The organism is Pseudomonas sp. efr-133-TYG-5, assembly GCF_030209175.1.
Lineage (GTDB): Bacteria > Pseudomonadota > Gammaproteobacteria > Pseudomonadales > Pseudomonadaceae > Aquipseudomonas.
Genome location: NZ_JARVSM010000004.1, coordinates 705,853 through 723,334, shown reverse-complemented (window position 1 = coordinate 723,334; position 17,482 = coordinate 705,853). Strand labels below are relative to the sequence as shown.

Below are 17,482 nucleotides of genomic sequence, written 5' to 3'. Positions count from 1 at the left end.
CAACGGTTGTTCCCCGGAGAACCGCAATGACCGACACCCCGATGTCCCCCGCCGAATTCGAAGCGGCCCTGCGCGCCAAGGGCGCCTACTACCACATCCATCACCCGTACCACGTGGCGATGTACGAAGGCCGGGCCAGCCGCGAACAGATCCAGGGCTGGGTCGCCAACCGCTTCTACTATCAGGTGAACATTCCCCTCAAGGACGCGGCGATCCTTGCCAACTGCCCGGATCGCGAGATCCGTCGCGAGTGGATCCAGCGTCTGCTCGACCACGACGGCGCGCCCGGTGAAGACGGTGGCATCGAAGCCTGGCTGCGTCTCGGCCAGGCGGTCGGCCTCGATCCGGAGCAGTTGCGCTCCCAGGAACTGGTGCTGCCCGGGGTGCGTTTCGCCGTCGATGCCTACGTCAACTTCGCCCGCCGCGCCAGTTGGCAGGAAGCCGCCAGCAGCTCGTTGACCGAACTGTTCGCGCCGCAGATTCATCAGTCGCGCCTCGACAGCTGGCCGCAGCATTACCCGTGGATCGACCCGGCCGGCTACGAATATTTCCGTACTCGCCTCGGCCAGGCGCGGCGCGATGTCGAACACGGTCTGGCGATCACGCTCGAGCACTACAAGACGCGCGAAGGCCAGGAGCGCATGCTGGAAATTCTCCAGTTCAAACTGGACATTCTTTGGAGCATGCTCGACGCCATGAGCATGGCTTACGAACTGCACCGCCCGCCGTATCACAGCGTCACCGCGCAGCGGGTCTGGCACAAAGGAATCACGTTATGAGTTTCGACCGCAGCAAAACCCCGACCTGGCGTCCCGGTTATCGCTTCCAGTACGAACCGGCGCAAAAAGGCCACGTGCTGCTCTATCCCGAGGGCATGATCAAGCTCAACGACAGCGCTGCGCTGATCGGCGGGCTGATCGACGGTGAACGGGATGTCGCAGCGATCATCGCCAAACTCGACGAGCAGTTCCCCGGCGTGCCCGAGCTCGGTGACGACATCGAGCAATTCATGGAGGTTGCCCGTGCGCAGCACTGGATCACCCTTGACTGAGCTGCCGCCCAAGCCTGAGGTCGGCCTGCCGCTGTGGCTGCTCGCCGAGCTGACCTACCGCTGCCCGCTGCAATGCCCGTACTGCTCCAACCCGCTGGATTTCGCCGAGCAAGGCAAGGAGCTGAGCACCGCGCAATGGATCAAGGTGTTTCGCGAGGCGCGGGAGATGGGCGCAGCGCAACTGGGCTTCTCCGGCGGTGAACCGCTGGTGCGCCAGGACCTCGCCGAGCTGATCGGCGAGGCGCGGCAGTTGGGGTTCTACACCAACCTGATCACCTCCGGCATCGGCCTTACCGAGCAGAAAATCAGCGATTTCAAGAAGGCCGGGCTCGATCACATCCAGATCAGTTTCCAGGCCAGCGACGAGCAAGTGAACAACCTGCTCGCCGGCTCGAAGAAAGCCTTCGCGCAAAAGCTGGAAATGGCCCGGGCGGTAAAGGCCCACGGCTATCCGATGGTGCTGAACTTCGTCACCCATCGGCACAACATCGACAGGATCGACCGCATTATCGAGCTGTGCATCGCGCTGGAGGCCGACTTCGTCGAACTCGCCACCTGCCAGTTCTACGGCTGGGCGCAGCTCAACCGCGTCGGCCTGTTGCCGACCAAAGAGCAGCTGGTGCGCGCCGAACGCATCACCAACGAATACCGCGCCAAACTGCAGGCCGAAGGGCATCCGTGCAAGCTGATCTTCGTCACACCGGACTACTACGAAGAACGCCCGAAAGCCTGCATGAACGGCTGGGGCAGCCTGTTTCTGACGGTGACACCGGACGGCACCGCCCTGCCCTGCCATGGCGCCCGACAGCTGCCGGTACAATTTCCCAACGTGCGCGAGCACAGCATGCAGCACATCTGGTACGACTCGTTCGGCTTCAACCGCTTTCGCGGTTACGACTGGATGCCCGAGCCGTGCCGCTCCTGCGACGAAAAGGAGCAGGACTTCGGCGGCTGCCGCTGCCAGGCCTTCATGCTGACCGGTGACGCCAGCAATGCCGACCCGGTGTGCAGCAAGTCCGAACATCACGGCGTGATCCTCAAGGCCCGCGAAGAAGCCGAGCACGCCACCCAGACCATCGAACAACTGGCCTTTCGCAATGAACGAAACTCGCGCCTCATCGCCAAGGGCTGAGCCTTTCAGCGCCGCCCAGGCCGTCGCCGCCGGCGTGGATTTCGCCGAATTGCAGCTCGGCGCCCAGGGTCTGTTCTGGAATGAATATCGCCCGGAAGATGCCGCGTGCCGGATCTGGCAGTGGCGCGACGGCGTGGCGAAATGCCTGACGCCTGCGGCGTTCAGCGTGCGCAGTCGAGTGTACGAATATGGCGGCGGTGCGTTTTGTCTGACCCCGGACGGGGTGGTTTTCGTCAATGAGACAGACCAGCAGCTCTACCACCAGGCGCTGGATGGCGAGCCTCGCGCACTGACGGCTGGCGACTGCCGCTACGGTGATCTGCACTTCGCCGCGGGCCAGGTGCTTGCGGTGGAGGAACAGCGCGAGCGGCATCGGCTGGTGGCGATTGATCTGGCTGACGGCACGCGGCACTTACTGGCTGAAGGCGCGGATTTCTATGCTGCGCCGCTCCTCAGCCCGGACGGCTCGCGACTGGCCTGGATCGAGTGGAGCCGGCCGCATCAGCCGTGGACGTCGACGCGGTTGATGGTGGCGCAACGTGCGGCCGAGGGCGCTTTCGCCGCCCCGCGCTGCGTCGCCGGTGACGCCTTTGAAGAGTCGATCCAGCAACCGCGCTTCGACGCCCAGGGACGCCTGTACTGCCTGAGCGATCGCGGCGGCTTCTGGCAGCCGTGGGGCGAAACGGCCGACGGCTTGCATCCTCTGCCCAGCGCCAAGGCCGACCATGCCCCCGCGCCCTGGCAATTGGGCGGCTGCACCTGGTTGCCGGTGGGCGATTCGTTCCTGGCGAGCTGGAGCGAAGACGGTTTTGGCCGCCTGGCACTCGACGGCGACGACTTCAGCGGCGCCTACAGCCGCTTCCGGCATCTGGCGCTGGATCAGCAATACATCTACTGCATCGCCGCGTCACCGATCAGCCCGGCGGCGGTCATCGCCATTGATCGCGCCAGCCGCGAAGTCAGCGTGCTGGCCGGTGGCGTGGCGCCCTTGCCCGCCGAACGCATCAGCCGTCCGCAAACCCTGCGTTATCCCAGCGGTGCAGGTGAGGCGCACGGGTTCTTTTATCCGGCGATGAACGACGACGCCAGGCCACCGCTGGTGGTGTTCATCCACGGCGGCCCGACCTCGGCCTGCTACCCGATCCTCGACCCGCGCATCCAGTACTGGACGCAACGCGGCTTCGCCGTCGCCGACCTCAACTATCGCGGCAGCAGCGGTTATGGCCGCGCCTATCGCCAGGCCTTGCATTTGAGCTGGGGCGTGGTGGATGTCGAAGACGCCTGCGCGGTGGTCACCTATCTGGCCGGACAAGGCCTGATCGATGGCGAACGCGCCTTCATTCGGGGCGGCAGCGCCGGCGGCTACACCACGTTGTGCGCGCTGGCGTTTGCCCAGGTATTCCGCGCGGGTGCCAGTTTGTACGGGGTCAGCGACCCGGTGGCACTGGCCCGGGCAACGCATAAGTTCGAAGGTGATTACCTCGACTGGCTGATCGGCGATCCCGCGCAGGACGCCGAGCGCTACGCTGCCCGCACACCGTTGCTGCACGCGAGCAACATCCGCGTGCCGGTGATTTTCTTCCAGGGCGAACTGGACGCCGTCGTCGTGCCACAGCAGACCCGCGACATGGTGACGGCGCTGGAGCGCAATGGCATCGCGGTCGAGGCGCACTACTACGCGGACGAGCGCCATGGCTTTCGCCGGGCGGTGAATCAGGCGCACGCGCTGGAGCACGAGTGGCAGTTCTATCGGCGGGTGATGGGGCTGACGGACTGACGTGCGCCGTCATTGCGCAAAAAAACGCCGCCTCGATCGCCGGCAAGGCAATCGAGGCGGCGCTGCATTCAACGCTTGGCGATGATGTACACCGCGTGCACGATCCCAGGAATGTAGCCGCACAGCGTCAGCAGAATATTCAGCCAGAACGCGCCGCCGAACCCGACCTGCAGAAACACACCCAGTGGCGGCAACAGAATGGCGATGATGATGCGGATAAAGTCCATGGGGCAGCTCCTGATTGGGGGTTGGCTCAGTTGAGCCACACAAGCTAATCGACCCGTGCCGTTCGTCAGGGTTCACTGCTTTCATGCTTCAGGGCACGATCGCCGACTCAAGCGAGAATTTGCAGCCCGTGTTTCTCCACGATGCTCAGCAGTTTCAGTGCCATCCCGCTGGGGTGCTTGTCCCCTGACTCCCACTGTTTGACGGTCGAGGCACTGGTATTCAAATACCGTGCAAACACCGGCTGGCTGACATTGTTGCGCTCACGTAGCGCCTTGATCTGCGCCGCCGGGATGGCGTCAGGCACCGATGCCAAACATGAATCATCGAACTCGCGCATCGTCGCCTTGCTGATTGCCCCGACTGTCAGCAGAGCATTGGCCGACTCATGTACCGATTCAAACACCGCACTCTTGAATTTCTTACTCATGGGATATCTCCACAAACTCCTGCAACGCCAGCAATGCCTTGATTTGCTCGTCCGTGAGTTGCGCATAGGCCTTTGCCAGCTTGCGCAATTGCATCAACTCCATGGGGCTGATGTTGCTCCGATCCTGCTTGGCGAACAGCACTTGATAAATCCAGTGCTGCCCACCCTTGGCCAGCACGATCGAGCGATGGCGATTGGCATTCAGACGTTTCTTCCAGACCCCGCCGCCGAGATTGTCGGCCTGCCCCTTGAGCATCTCGGCAAAGGCCTCTCGGAGCTCCTGGTCAGTGATCCATGCCTTGCTCGCTTGTACCGCAAACCCCTTGGTCTTGAACAACCTGAACGACATCGGCATCCCTTCCGAAAACATACCACCCAGTGGTATAGATAAGCCAGTCTTTGGCCGCCTCGGCGCCGACACTCCCTGTCGACGCTTTCTAAAAAAGCATTGGCCCAGCCGTCACTTCAAGCGCTAATACGCGCCGGGCAAAACCCCGCGACAAAAAAAACGCCCCACGCCAAAAGAATCAGGCGTGAGGCGTGCGTTATACCGCGAGACGGTTCTTCAATTCGGGTAGGAAACTTCCGCTCAGACGGCAATCCCTTTGCGGCATTGCAGTTGTGCAGTGCGCACGCGGGCGAAGGCCCGGGCCAGGCGCAGGAGCATTTCGTCGATGTTGGCCTTGCTCACGGTCAAGGCCGGGGTGAAGCGCAGGCAGTCGGCCTGCGGAGCGTTGAGCAGCAGCCTCTCGTGCAGTGCAGCATTGACCACGGCCTGGGCTGAATCGTCTGACAGGGTCAGTCCCCAGAACAGGCCTTGGCCGCGCAGCTCGCCATGACCATAGCGGTGCGCCAGCCGCGCCAGGCCTTCGCGCAGATGCTGGCCGTTGTCGCGCACCTGCTCGAGGAAGGCGCGATCCTGCACGCTGTCGAGCACCACCAGGCCAGCAGCGGTCATCAAGGCGTTGCCGTGGTGGGTGCCACCAAGTTCGCCGGGGGCGAAACAGCAGGCCTTGCCGCGCGCCAGCAGTGCCGCCAGCGGCACACCACCGCCGAGGCCTTTGCCGAGCACGAGAATATCGGCGCGCACACCGTAGGACTGTTCGGCAAGCAAAGTGCCACAGCGACCGATGCCGGTCTGCACCTCGTCGAGGATCAGCAGAATGCCCAGTTCGCGGCACAGGCGCTCGACACCTTTGAGATAGTGTTCGCTGGCCGCAATCACCCCGGCGTCGCTCTGGATCGGTTCGAGCATGATTGCCACGGTTTGCGCGTCGACAGCCGCGTGCAGCGCTGGCAAGTCGTTGAACGGCACGAGATCGAAACCCGGCAACTGCGGGGCAAAACGGTTATGCAGGTTGCAGCTGTCCGACGCCGACATGGTTGCCAGACTACGACCGTGGCAGCCTTGTCGGGCGACGATGATCCGCGACGCGCCGCCGCGATGCAGCTGGCCCCACTTGCGCGCCAGTTTGATTGCCGCTTCGCAGGCCTCGCTGCCGCTGTTGAGCAAGTACGCCTGATCGCTGCCGGTACTGGCGCACAGACGTTCGGCGAGGCTGAGCATGCCGCGATTGTGCAGGTTGAAACCGGGATTGATCAGGGCCTGGGCCTGACTGGCAATGGCTTTGACCAGTGCCGAAGGACTATGGCCGAGGCTGTTGGCGCCGCCCGCCTGGGAAAAGTCCAGGTAGGCACGGTCGTTGCTGTCCCACAGCCAGGAGCCCTGACCGCGAACAAACACCTGCTGCGGGCGTTCGACACTGGGCATCAGGCGTTGGGTGTTGAGGTTGTCGCCGGGATCCGCCTCGGCCGTTTCGAAGGCCAGGTCATCGAGGCTCGGCGCCGAGCGCCGCAGACTGAACAGATTCATTGGAAAAAACCTCGCTGGAGGTTTTTTGAACTGCCTATGTAAAGCTTTTCCACGCAAACGCTGGTCATTGCCATTTCCGGGCCTGTAAGCCTTGTGAATGCGGTTAGACTAGGCCCAGCGACGGCCAAGAGCCATTTCGATTTCCCAGCATTTTCGATAAGCATTACTTATGGATTTCAAGCAACTGCGTTATTTCGTCGCGGTCTACGAGGAAGGGCATGTCGGCCGTGCTGCCGAACGCCTGTCGATCTCACAGCCGGCACTGTCGCAACAGATCCGCCAGCTCGAACAGAACCTCGATGTGACCCTGTTCGAGCGGAGCAACAAACGCCTGCTGCCGACCCTCGCTGCGCACACCTTGTACAACCATGCGCTGCCGTTGCTCGACGGGCTGCAACGGGCGCGCGAAGCATTGGGCAATTTCAAGGGGCAGGCCTTGCGGACCCTCGCAATCGGCGTGCTGCAAACGGTGCATACCAGCCTCGTGCCGCAGATGCTCGAGCGCGTGCGCAAGGCGCAACCGCACCTGGTGGTGCAGATCTACGAACTGACCGGGCTGGAGATCGAGCGGCGCCTGCTCAACGGTTCGCTGGACATCGGCATCGGCTATCTGCCTCCGCGTCAGCCGGGCCTGCACGGTGTGATGCTGTACGAAGATGAACTGACCCTGGTCATCCCGGCGGATCATCCGTTGCGTGAATTCAAGAAGGTGTCGATGCGCCAGGCGGCCGAATTGCCGATGCTGCTGCTCGGCGAAGAATTTCAGATCCGCCAGATCTGGCAGGCGCAATTGGCCAGCCTCGGCCGCCGCCCGCAAGTGCAGGCCGAACTGAACAATATGCTGGGGATTCTCGACAGCCTGCCGCACACCCGGCTGGCGACGGTGTTGCCGGGACGCTCACAGAAGGAATACGACGAGCAGGACCTGCTGTGGAAGCCGCTGAGCGAACCCCGGGTGCCACTGAAAGTAGGTCTGGTGTGTCGCGACGTACAACGCCAGCAGGCGTCATTGGCCCTGTTGCGGACGCTGCTCGAAGAGGTGCTGGAGCGCGAAGACAAGCCACTGAAGGGCTCGTCGCTGCTGGATCCGCTGAGCTGAAAACTTTTCTGCGGGCATAAGAAAACCCCGCCGAAGCGGGGTTTTGCAGACTGTTTCCCTGACATCCATTTCACTCCGCCACCCTGGCAGAATCCTACGTGTCCGTGTTGTTACTTTGCGCTTCCTGCGCGACGTCCATGGAAAGTAGATTAGCTCTGGATCCAATCTGCGCCTATGGGAGAACAGCAGCACGTCATGTAAGAGATTGCTTACATGACGTTACATCCTCAGAACTGCGCCGCATCCAGCAGGAACAACGACTCGCTGCCGGCCTTCACCGATGCGCTCAACGAGTGAATCCGCGGCAGCAGGCGGGCGAAGTAGAACCGCGCGGTGCCGAGTTTGCTCGCGTAGAAATCGTCCTGCGCTTCCTTGCCCAGGGCCGCCCTGGCCATCAGCGCCCACATGTAGGCGTATGCGGTGTAGCCGAACGCTTGCAGATACTCGACCGACGCCGCGCCGATCTCGTTCGGATTGGTTTTCGCCCGGTCCAGCAGCCACGATGTGAGTTCGTCGAGGGTATCGAGCGCCGCGTTCAGCGGCTTGGTGAACTCGCCGAGATCTGCACTGGCCGTCGCGGTGAAATGGCGGATCTCGTCGGCGAACAGCTTGTAGAACGCCCCGCCGCTGCCGACGATCTTGCGCCCCACCAGGTCCAGCGCCTGGATGCCATTGGTGCCTTCGTAGATCTGGGTGATGCGCACGTCGCGCACCAGTTGTTCCTGACCCCACTCGCGGATGTAGCCGTGGCCGCCGAAAATCTGCTGGCCGTGGACGGTGGTTTCCAGACCGAGGTCGGTGAGGAACGCCTTGGCCACCGGCGTCAGCAGCGCGACCAGATCTTCCGCGCGTTTGCGGGTGGTGGCGTCTTCGCTGAACTTGGCGGTGTCGAGTTGCATCGCCACGTAGGTGGAAAACGCCCGGCCGCCTTCGTTCGAGGCTTTCATGGTCAGCAGCATGCGGCGCACGTCCGGATGGACGATGATCGGGTCGGCAACTTTGTCTTTGTTCTGCGCGCCGGTCGGCGAGCGGCTCTGCAGACGGTCGCGAGCGTATTCGATTGCGTTCTGGTACGAGCGCTCGCCGCTGGCCAGGCCCTGGATACCGACGCCCAGGCGCTCGTAGTTCATCATGGTGAACATCGCCGCGAGGCCTTTGTTCGGCTCGCCAACCAGGTAACCGACGGCTTCGTCGAAGTTCATCACGCAGGTCGCGGACGCCTGGATGCCCATCTTGTGTTCGATCGAACCGCAGTTCGCCGGGTTGCGCGCGCCCAGGCTGCCATCGGCATTGACCAGGAACTTCGGCACCAGGAACAGCGAAATGCCTTTCGGCCCGGCTGGCGCGTCCGGCAGTTTGGCCAGCACCAGGTGAATGATGTTTTCGGTCAGGTCGTGCTCACCGCCGGTGATGAAGATCTTGGTGCCGCTGATCTTGTAGGAACCGTCGGCCTGCGGTTCGGCCTTGGTCCGGATGATGCCCAGGTCGGTGCCGGCGTGCGGCTCGGTCAGGCACATCGAGCCGGCCCAGATGCCGGCATACATGTTGGGCAGATAAGCGGCTTTCAGCGCTTCGCTGGCGTGAGCGTTGATCGACAGACAGGCACCGGCGGTCAGCATCGGGTACAGACCGAAGGACAGGCTGGCGGAGTTGACCATTTCTTCGACCTGAGCCGACACGGCCTTGGGCATGCCCATGCCACCGTAGGCCGGATCACCGCCGACGCCGACCCAGCCGCCTTCGGCGTAAGTCTGATAGGCCTGTGGGAAACCGGCCGGAGTGGTGACGGCACCGTCCTTCCAGTGGCAGCCTTCTTCGTCAGCCGCACGGCTCAGGGGCGCGATGCTTTTGCTGGTGACCTTGCCGGCCTCTTCGAGAATGGCTTCAACGGTTTCGGCGTCGACAGTCTCGGCCAGTGCCGGCAGCTCGGCCCAGAGTTTGGCGACCTCGAACACTTCATTGAGGACGAAGCGCATATCGCGCAGCGGCGCTTTGTAGTCAGCCATGGCAAACCTCGCAGGATCTAAACAGGTGATTCGTGAAGGGTGGTTTCGTTGAGTCCGAGTGTACCTCAACAACTTTTGCGACACATAGGGTCAACCGGTGACCGTTTTGTTATTTTTAGTCACCGGCGAAAACAGCGCAGCCTTTACCCGCGCCTGACCCCCTGCAGGCATTGGTAAAGGCTGCGCTGTCTGGCTGTTGCGCTACAGGGCAAACGACTCTGCCGGCAGCGTCATCAAGCAATCACTGCCCGCTTCGATCGCCGCCCGATGCGCCGCCGTACGCGGCAGCAGCCGCTTGAAGTAAAACTCGCACGTCGCCAATTTGCCCCGACAGAAATCCGCCTCCCCCGCGCCCGCGTCCAGTTGCGCCTGCGCCACCAGCGCCATGCGCAACCACAGGTAGCCGAGAATGATGTAACCGCTGTACATCAAGTAATCCACCGACGCGGCTCCGACTTCGTCGGGGTTCTTCATCGCCGCCAGGCCAACCTTCATGGTCAGGTCGCCCCACTGCTGGTTGAGTTCATTGAGTTGCGCGACAAACCCGGCCAATTGCGCATGCCCGGCGTTGGCCGCGCAGAACTTGTGCACGATCTTGGTGAAGTTGCGCAGCAATTTGCCCTTGCTGCCCAGCACTTTGCGGCCGAGCAGGTCCAGCGCCTGAATGCCGTTGGTGCCCTCGTAGATCGGCGCGATGCGGCAATCGCGCACCAGTTGCTCCATGCCCCATTCGCGGATGAAACCGTGACCGCCGAACACCTGCATGCCGAGGTTGGTCACCTCCAGCCCGGTATCGGTCATGAACGCCTTGCAGATCGGGGTGAGGAACGCCAGCAGGTCCTCGGCCTCCTGACGCGCCTCGGCATCCGCACTCAAGTGCGCGACATCGAGCATCTGCGCGGTGAAGTAGGTCAGCGCGCGGTTGCCTTCATTGAAGGCTTTCATGGTCAGCAGCATGCGGCGCACGTCCGGGTGGACGATGATCGGGTCGGCCGGTTTGTCCGGGGCCTTGGCACCGGTCAGGGCGCGCATCTGCAAGCGTTCGCTGGCGTACTTGATCGCACCCTGGAAGCTCGCCTCGCCCAGGCACAGGCCCTGCATGCCGGTGCCGAGCCGCGCATGGTTCATCATGGTGAACATGCAATTGAGGCCCTTGTTCGGCTCACCGATCAGGAAGCCCTTGGCCCCGTCGAAGTTGAGCACGCAGGTGGCCGACGCCTTGATGCCCATCTTGTGTTCGATCGAGCCACACGACACGCCATTGCGCTCGCCCGCATCGCCGGAGGCGTCCGCAAGGAATTTCGGCACGATGAACAGGGAAATGCCCTTGGTTCCGGCCGGCGCATCCGGCAGCTTGGCCAGCACCAGGTGAATGATGTTGTCGCTCAGGTCGTGCTCGCCGGCGGAGATGAAAATCTTGCTGCCGCTGACCGCGTAGCTGCCGTCGGCCTGGGGCACGGCGCGGGTCTTGATGATGCCCAGGTCGGTGCCGCAATGGGCTTCGGTCAGGCACATGGTGCCGGTCCACTGGCCGGCGGTGAGTTTGCTCAGGTAGGTGGCTTTCTGCTCGGCGGTGCCGTGGGCGTGGATCGCCGACATCGCGCCGTGGGTCAGGCCCGGGTACATGCCCCAGGAGGTGTTGCTGGAGCCGACCATTTCGCTGATCACCAGCCCCAGCGAACTCGGCAGGCCCTGGCCGCCGTAAGCCGGATCCGCCGCCAGCCCGTGCCAGCCGCCCTCGACGTATTGAGCGAAGGCCTGCTTGAAGCCTGCCGGGGTCGTCACCACGCCATTGGCGAAATGGCAGCCCTCTTCGTCACCGCTGCGATTGAGCGGTGCCAGCACGTTCTCACAGAATTTTGCGCCCTCCTCGAGGATCGCGCCGATCATGTCCGGGCTGGCGTCATGGGCGCCGAGAGCGGCGTAGTTGGCGTGGAAGTCGAAGACGTGATCGATCAGAAAGCGCATGTCGCGCAGGGGAGCTTTGTACTCGGGCATGGTGGCTTCTCCGTCAGCAGGTCGGTCCAACCTACTGCCGGCCACCCGGCGTCGACAATCACTGTGCAGACGCTGAATGCGCCGTCATCACTCAACCTGCGGCCGTGTCCATGCGTACCGCCCCACGGCGGTTCTGGCCGAACGCCATGACGCAGTTGCGCCCGGCGCCCTTGGCGCTGTACAGCGCCTGGTCGGCGGACTTCAGCACCTCTTCCGGCGTGCGCTGCTCGACCCGTTCGGCAACGCCGATACTGACCGTGACCGACACACTCGACGCGCCGGCACCGCCACGGCGCTGGCGCCCCTGCTGGTCGTCCTGCGGTCGGTTTTCCTGGTTGCGCAGCTGGATGTTGTAGGACGCGATCGACTCGCGAATCACTTCCAGGTGCGGCATGCACTCTTCAAGGGTCTTTCCGGCAAACACCAGGGCGAATTCCTCCCCGCCATAGCGATATGCCCTGCCGCCGCCGCTGATTTTCGACAGCTTGCTGGCCACCAGGCGCAACACCTGGTCACCGACGTCGTGGCCATGGGTGTCGTTGAATTTCTTGAAGTGATCGACGTCGCTCATCGCCAGCACATAGTTGCGGCCCAGGCGCTGCATGCGTTCGTTGAGGGCGCGGCGCCCCGGCAGACCGGTGAGCTCGTCGCGGAAGGCCATCTGGTAGGCCTCGTGTGCCACCGCCGCCGCAATCATCAGCATCACCTGACTGCACATGATGTTCAGGGTGAACGGCAGGATGAAGGTTTTCGGCAACATCCAGAACACCCCGAGCAATCCCACCAATTGCGCCGCGTGCAGCGGCCGCGGATTGCGCCAGTACTGCCAGGCCAGCAACAGGAACGCCGAGAGGAACACCGGATAGGACATCTGGATCAGGCTCATCCACGCGCCGTGCAGCGCCGGCCAGCGGATTTCCGACAGCCACAGCAGCAGCGCCTGTGGGTAACTCTGCTCGAGGCCCAGCGCGACACTGCCGAAGGCCAGCAGCACGGCGAACCGCGCCACCATGTCCTGGAACAGATGCGTGCGCTCCTGCCACGCCGCGAACAGACCGAACAGCAGTGGCAGCAGCAGGCACACCAGATGGAACACCACGGCGGCATCTTCACGGACCTTGCCGTTGTCGCGGTAATAGTCGGTCTGGGTATCGAGCAGGAAGTAGGCGATGTACACCGTGAGCATCAGAAACAGTTCGCGCTGACGTCGGTAAACCGCGCAATAGGCACCACCGAGCAGCAGCACCAGGGTCGGCAGCACGTTGAACAGCGAGGTGAAGAATACGTTGAGGTCTTTGACGTACGCAGCCGCCAACCCCGCAAGCAACAACAGCAGTGAAGGTAGGAAATGGCTGAAACGTACAGCGGAAGAACGCGGCAAGGGTAAAGCTCCGACCCGTCATGGCTAAGAGATGGCATTGTGCCTGCAATGTGGCCAGTTAAGCACACACAATGTGATCCAGATCACAGGCAGTCTCTTTAACGGCAGAAGAGCCGAGTTGCTGAGGCAATCGGCAAGGTTTTTTGCCCTGACGGACGCCGGGCGCCAGCCATGGCCATCATTGGTGCTGGCCATGGCTGCAAAGCGTACTCACAGGTCGTTGTAGAACGGCAGCAACGGCCCCTCCTCCGGGCGCCGTCCCTCGGCGCCATAAGGCTTGAGATTGATCAATGCATCCGCCGCCTGGCGGGTGGTGACTTTGGGGCTGGCCGGGCGCTGGGTCACGGCGTTTTCGTCACCGACGTGGCCTTGCGGGATCGCCAGGGAAGGATGATCGAACGGCGCTCGCTCCCAGGCGACACGCGGATCGGTCAGGCCCACTTCCATGAATTTCACCAGCGCATCGATCTCATCCGGGGTCAGGTTCAGCGCGGTCATGTCCGGATCGAGGTTGGAGCTGTTGTGCTGGTTCACCGCCGGGTGCTCGAAACCGCTGGTGTTGTTCGAGTCTTCCCCGCGCCGGTCGCCGCCACGGTTGTAGAACTCCATGACCTGCCTGAGCGTCGCCCGGCTGCCGTTGTGGAAGTACGGGCCGGTCAGGGCGATGTTGCGCAGGGTCGGGGTCTTGAAGGCGCCGTCGACGGCGTCGCGGAAACCGACATTCGGCTTGAGCGTGGCGTCGCAGGGCTGTGCTGCGCTGAGCGGCGCTTCGAAGGTGCAGACGTCGACGTCCAGCGGATCGGGAATGTTGCCGCCCTGCAGGACTTTGTTGTACTGGCGGGTGAATGACCACGGGTTGCCCCAGGCATCCGCGCCGCCGAGGGCGAGGTCTTCGGCGGTCGGGCGCACGCCGGTGTTGTAGAAACCGTTGTCGTAGAGGGTGGTCAGGTTGTCGGCCATGACCATGCGCTCGATGCGCTCACGCGGATGCATCAGCAGGCGGCTGGCGGCATTGGTCAGTTCCGCGCCACCGTGGCAGTTGACGCATTTGCCTTTGCCGAGGAACAGGTTCATGCCCTCGACCTGCTGCGCGTTCAGCGCCGATTGATCGCCTTGCAGGTAAGCATCGAGCGGCGCCTGATCGGACACCAGCGTGGCTTCATACAACTGGATCGCCAGCCCGAAGAACAGCGGGAAATTGGCTTCCATCTGGGTGTACGGCGCACCGCCCACCGAAACGTTTTGCGTGGCGTTCCACAGCCGTGGCTGGAAGGCGTTCTTGATCAACTCGCGATAGGTCGGCCGGCGAGCGCCGGACACCGGGGCCAGCACGGAGTCGGTGGAGGAAATCCGCTGCTGCTTGAGCATCAGCGTGTCGAGCATGCGCCGGCCGATGTCGGCGAAAGTGCGTCCGCCGCAGGACATTTCCACCGCGCTGCCGGGCGGGCCCACGGCTTGCGAGGCGGCAGAAGCATCGTTGAGCGCCAGGCGCACTTTCTGCGCGACGCCGCTGCGGTCGCTGGTCACGTAGATGCCGGCGTCCGGATCCCGGTTGCCGAACGGCGAGAAACCGTTGAACACGTTGTTGGCCCGGCCGTCCCAGAAATTGCGCACGTTGAACGCGGCGTTGATCACCGAAGGCGCGTTCCGCCCGGTGCTGCGCCGCACATTGATGCCGCCGACCTGAAAGATGCCGTCCGGCTGCTGCGTGCACTTGTCGAAACGCGCCTGATTGGGTTTGACGAAGTTGGCATCGAACACGCCTTGCGAGCCGACCACATCGTCCGTCGAATAAATGATGGGCGAGTTGCGCTCCAGCGGGTTGCTCAGCACATGGGTCGGGAAGTCGGTTTTCTTCAGCGTGTAGTTCGGCCCGCCCTTGCCGCCGGACAGGGTGGTGTAGGACGCCACGTCACCGGGGATGTCGGCCGCCACGAACGGCTTGTTGAAAATCGACGCGACGTTGGCATTGGTGTGGGCCTGGCCGGGGTTGAGCTGGTTGGTGATGCGATGGTCGACACCGGCGTGGTAATGGCAGGACGCGCAAGCGGTGGCGCCGTCGCTGCCGACTTCCATGTCCCAGAACAACGCCTTGCCCAGCAGGATCGCGGCGGAGCGGTTGAGCACGTAGTCGCTCAGGTCGACCTTGCGCCCAGCCTCGAAGCCGGACGGATCCGGCGGCACCAGGCCGTGCAGCGTTTGCAGGCTGGGCACCTCCGGCACCGGGATCGGCACATCGGCGGCGATGGCGACAATCGACGCCAGGACACACGTCACGAGGCAGATCAAACGCATCACCACAGAACTGTTCATGAGTTTCACCCTGCTGGCCTGTCATTTTTATAGGCAGTCACCGGGCTGGAGGCGTGGTTGCGCAGCTCACGAGTCGTCTCTGTCGCCGGTTATCAGCGGCGGTGCAATTAATTTGCCATGCCGTTGCCGGCCGTCTGCGACGGCGCTGCGGTGGCTTTGCGGGTGAGGAAGAATTGCTTTGGTTGGGGCACCCGCCCCAATAGTGGGGAGGCATGGCGGGCATAAAAAAACCGCTGCCCCAAGGGGCAGCGGTTCGAGGAACCCGCCTCGAGGCTTAGTAGCCCAGGGCGAAGTTCTCTTCTTTCATATCCATCAGGTTGTTGGCACCCGACAGCATGGTCGCCACGTGCGTACGGGTACGCGGCAGGATGCGCTGGAAGTAGAAGCGCGCGGTTTGCAGCTTGGCGGTGTAGAACGCCTCGTCCGAAGTACCGGCGGCCAGTTTCTCGGCAGCCAGGCGCGCCATGTCAGCCCAGAAGTAGGCCAGGCAGGCGTAACCGGAGTACATCAGGTAGTCCACGGAAGCCGCGCCGACTTCTTCGCGATCCTTCATGGCAGCCATGCCGACCTTCATGGTCAGCTCGCCCCATTCCTTGTTCAGCGCAGCCAGTGGCTCGACGAACTCTTTGACCGCTTCGTTGCCTTCGTTGCTCTGGCAGAACTTGTGGACGATCTTGGTGAAGCCCTTCAGAGCCTCGCCTTGGGTCATCAGCACTTTGCGGCCCAGCAGGTCGAGTGCCTGGATGCCGGTGGTGCCTTCGTACAGCATCGAAATGCGGCTGTCGCGTACGTTCTGCTCCATGCCCCACTCGGCGATGAAGCCGTGGCCGCCGTAGATCTGCACGCCGTGGTTGGCGGCTTCGAAACCGACTTCGGTCATGAACGCCTTGGCGATCGGCGTCATGAAGGCCAGCAGTGCGTCGGCTTTCTTCTTCTCTTCTTCATCGACGCCGTACTTGACGATGTCGACCTGTTTGGCGGTGAAGTACACCATTGCCCGGTTGCCTTCGGCGAAGGCCTTCATGGTCAACAGCATGCGACGTACGTCCGGGTGGACGATGATCGGGTCAGCAGCCTTGTCCGGCGCTTTCGGGCCAGTCAGGGAGCGCATTTGCAGACGGTCGCGAGCGTATTTCAGGCCGCCCTGGAAGCCGATCTCGGCGTGGGCCAGACCTTGCAGCGCGGTACCCAGGCGTGCGGTGTTCATGAAGGTGAACATGCAGTTCAGGCCTTTGTTCGCCGGGCCGATCAGGAAACCGGTGGCACCATCGAAGTTCATCACGCAGGTGGCGTTGCCGTGAATGCCCATCTTGTGTTCCAGCGAGCCGCAGCTCACGGCGTTGCGCGCACCGATGGTGCCATCGGCGTTCGGCAGGAACTTCGGCACGATGAACAGGGAAATGCCTTTGGTGCCCGCCGGAGCGTCCGGCAGGCGGGCCAGAACGATGTGGACGATGTTGTCGGCCATGTCGTGTTCACCGGCCGAGATGAAGATCTTGGTGCCGGAGACTTTGTAGGAACCGTCGGCCTGAGGTTCGGCCTTGGTGCGCAGCATGCCCAGGTCGGTGCCGCAGTGCGGTTCGGTCAGGCACATGGTGCCGGTCCATTCGCCGGAAACCAGTTTGGTCAGATAGGCTTCCTGCTGCTCAGGGGTGCCGTGCTCGGAGATGGTGTTCATCGCGCCGTGCGACAGGCCTGGGTACATGCCCCACGACCAGTTGGCTTCACCGACCATTTCGCTGACCGCCAGGCCCAGCGATTCCGGCAGGCCCTGACCGCCGTGCTCGACGTCGTGGGCCAGGCTTGGCCAGCCGCCTTCGACGAATTGCTTGTAAGCCTCTTTGAAGCCAGTCGGGGTTTTCACGCCGGACTCGCTCCAAGTGCAGCCTTCAATGTCACCCACGCGGTTCAGCGGAGCCAGCACCTGCTCACAAAACTTGGCGCCTTCTTCGAGAATGGCGTCAACCATGTCCGGAGTTGCCTCCGCACAAGCCGGAAGGCTCTGATAGTGCGCTTCGTAGCCGAGCAGTTCGTCACGAACGAAGCGAATATCACGCAAGGGGGCCTTGTAGTCAGGCATAGCGATAAACCTCTGCTGATGTAACCGGGAATGAACGACCGCATGGATTTGTTGTGACGGTCAAACAGTTGTTTGAAACATACGTTTACGCCGAAATCTTGTCAAGCGTCGATCTTT

At 62.8% G+C, this 17,482-nt stretch carries 14 protein-coding genes; 5 read left to right on the top strand and 9 right to left on the bottom strand.

The window, feature by feature from the left end; genetic code table 11:
• Window positions 1-26 precede the first annotated feature (26 nt).
• The 4 genes from pqqC to QRN70_RS18095 are packed head-to-tail and all read left to right on the top strand — an operon-like array spanning window position 27 to window position 3,960.
• Window positions 27-779: a pyrroloquinoline-quinone synthase PqqC gene (gene pqqC / locus QRN70_RS18110; RefSeq protein ID WP_285419302.1), complete on the top strand. Its 753-nt coding sequence runs from the start codon at window positions 27-29 to the stop codon at window positions 777-779.
• Complete coding sequence (gene pqqD / locus QRN70_RS18105; protein ID WP_025108597.1) at window positions 776-1,051, top strand: pyrroloquinoline quinone biosynthesis peptide chaperone PqqD; 276 nt, start codon at window positions 776-778, stop codon at window positions 1,049-1,051. Before pqqC ends, pqqD begins: the two co-directional genes overlap by 4 nt.
• Complete coding sequence (gene pqqE / locus QRN70_RS18100) at window positions 1,044-2,183, top strand: pyrroloquinoline quinone biosynthesis protein PqqE (protein ID WP_502941613.1); 1,140 nt, start codon at window positions 1,044-1,046, stop codon at window positions 2,181-2,183. Before pqqD ends, pqqE begins: the two co-directional genes overlap by 8 nt.
• On the top strand, window positions 2,149-3,960 hold the full coding sequence (locus QRN70_RS18095) for an alpha/beta hydrolase family protein (protein ID WP_285419300.1): 1,812 nt from the start codon (window positions 2,149-2,151) through the stop codon (window positions 3,958-3,960). Before pqqE ends, QRN70_RS18095 begins: the two co-directional genes overlap by 35 nt.
• A gap of 68 nt (window positions 3,961-4,028) precedes the next feature.
• On the opposite strand, the gene QRN70_RS18090 is transcribed toward QRN70_RS18095, so the two are convergent.
• From QRN70_RS18090 to QRN70_RS18075, 4 genes are all read right to left on the bottom strand, one after another.
• Window positions 4,029-4,187: a YqaE/Pmp3 family membrane protein gene (locus QRN70_RS18090; RefSeq protein WP_003228885.1), complete on the bottom strand. Its 159-nt coding sequence runs from the start codon at window positions 4,185-4,187 to the stop codon at window positions 4,029-4,031.
• A 107-nt stretch (window positions 4,188-4,294) separates the two neighbouring features.
• Complete coding sequence (locus QRN70_RS18085; RefSeq protein WP_285419299.1) at window positions 4,295-4,615, bottom strand: helix-turn-helix domain-containing protein; 321 nt, start codon at window positions 4,613-4,615, stop codon at window positions 4,295-4,297.
• Window positions 4,608-4,964, bottom strand: a complete 357-nt coding sequence (locus tag QRN70_RS18080) for a type II toxin-antitoxin system RelE/ParE family toxin (RefSeq protein ID WP_285419374.1) — start codon at window positions 4,962-4,964, stop codon at window positions 4,608-4,610. The genes QRN70_RS18085 and QRN70_RS18080 overlap by 8 nt, the downstream gene beginning before the upstream one ends.
• Before the next feature lie 240 nt (window positions 4,965-5,204).
• Entirely contained in the window at window positions 5,205-6,488 is a 1,284-nt protein-coding gene (locus QRN70_RS18075; protein WP_285419298.1) for an aspartate aminotransferase family protein, read from the bottom strand.
• Window positions 6,489-6,657: 169 nt separating this feature from the next.
• Here QRN70_RS18075 and QRN70_RS18070 point away from each other — a divergent pair, with 169 nt between their 5' ends.
• A complete protein-coding gene (locus tag QRN70_RS18070) occupies window positions 6,658-7,587 on the top strand; it encodes a LysR family transcriptional regulator (protein WP_285419297.1) in 930 nt (309 codons plus the stop codon).
• 227 nt (window positions 7,588-7,814) lie between these two features.
• On the opposite strand, the gene QRN70_RS18065 is transcribed toward QRN70_RS18070, so the two are convergent.
• The 5 genes from QRN70_RS18065 to QRN70_RS18045 form a co-directional block, all read right to left on the bottom strand.
• Complete coding sequence (locus QRN70_RS18065) at window positions 7,815-9,593, bottom strand: acyl-CoA dehydrogenase C-terminal domain-containing protein (protein ID WP_285419296.1); 1,779 nt, start codon at window positions 9,591-9,593, stop codon at window positions 7,815-7,817.
• A gap of 201 nt (window positions 9,594-9,794) precedes the next feature.
• Window positions 9,795-11,591 (bottom strand): acyl-CoA dehydrogenase C-terminal domain-containing protein, encoded by a 1,797-nt coding sequence (locus QRN70_RS18060; protein WP_285419295.1) that lies wholly within the window; start codon window positions 11,589-11,591, stop codon window positions 9,795-9,797.
• Window positions 11,592-11,682: 91 nt separating this feature from the next.
• Window positions 11,683-12,972: a GGDEF domain-containing protein gene (locus QRN70_RS18055; RefSeq protein WP_285419294.1), complete on the bottom strand. Its 1,290-nt coding sequence runs from the start codon at window positions 12,970-12,972 to the stop codon at window positions 11,683-11,685.
• 210 nt (window positions 12,973-13,182) lie between these two features.
• Window positions 13,183-15,285 carry a cytochrome-c peroxidase gene (locus QRN70_RS18050; protein ID WP_285419293.1) on the bottom strand — a complete coding sequence of 701 codons (2,103 nt, stop codon included), beginning with the start codon at window positions 15,283-15,285 and terminating at the stop codon, window positions 13,183-13,185.
• Between the two features lie 274 nt (window positions 15,286-15,559).
• Window positions 15,560-17,365 (bottom strand): phenylacyl-CoA dehydrogenase, encoded by a 1,806-nt coding sequence (locus QRN70_RS18045; RefSeq protein ID WP_285419292.1) that lies wholly within the window; start codon window positions 17,363-17,365, stop codon window positions 15,560-15,562.
• Window positions 17,366-17,482: the final 117 nt, after the last annotated feature.

Coding starts and splice junctions, on each gene's coding strand:
- QRN70_RS18090 (WP_003228885.1), bottom strand. CDS start 4,187: ATGGACTTTATCCGCATCATCATCGCCATTCTGTTGCCGCCACTGGGT.
- pqqC (WP_285419302.1), top strand. CDS start 27: ATGACCGACACCCCGATGTCCCCCGCCGAATTCGAAGCGGCCCTGCGC.
- QRN70_RS18065 (WP_285419296.1), bottom strand. CDS start 9,593: ATGGCTGACTACAAAGCGCCGCTGCGCGATATGCGCTTCGTCCTCAAT.
- QRN70_RS18075 (WP_285419298.1), bottom strand. CDS start 6,488: ATGAATCTGTTCAGTCTGCGGCGCTCGGCGCCGAGCCTCGATGACCTG.
- pqqD (WP_025108597.1), top strand. CDS start 776: ATGAGTTTCGACCGCAGCAAAACCCCGACCTGGCGTCCCGGTTATCGC.
- QRN70_RS18050 (WP_285419293.1), bottom strand. CDS start 15,285: ATGAACAGTTCTGTGGTGATGCGTTTGATCTGCCTCGTGACGTGTGTC.
- QRN70_RS18085 (WP_285419299.1), bottom strand. CDS start 4,615: ATGAGTAAGAAATTCAAGAGTGCGGTGTTTGAATCGGTACATGAGTCG.
- QRN70_RS18095 (WP_285419300.1), top strand. CDS start 2,149: ATGAACGAAACTCGCGCCTCATCGCCAAGGGCTGAGCCTTTCAGCGCC.
- QRN70_RS18045 (WP_285419292.1), bottom strand. CDS start 17,365: ATGCCTGACTACAAGGCCCCCTTGCGTGATATTCGCTTCGTTCGTGAC.
- QRN70_RS18070 (WP_285419297.1), top strand. CDS start 6,658: ATGGATTTCAAGCAACTGCGTTATTTCGTCGCGGTCTACGAGGAAGGG.
- QRN70_RS18080 (WP_285419374.1), bottom strand. CDS start 4,964: ATGTCGTTCAGGTTGTTCAAGACCAAGGGGTTTGCGGTACAAGCGAGC.
- QRN70_RS18060 (WP_285419295.1), bottom strand. CDS start 11,591: ATGCCCGAGTACAAAGCTCCCCTGCGCGACATGCGCTTTCTGATCGAT.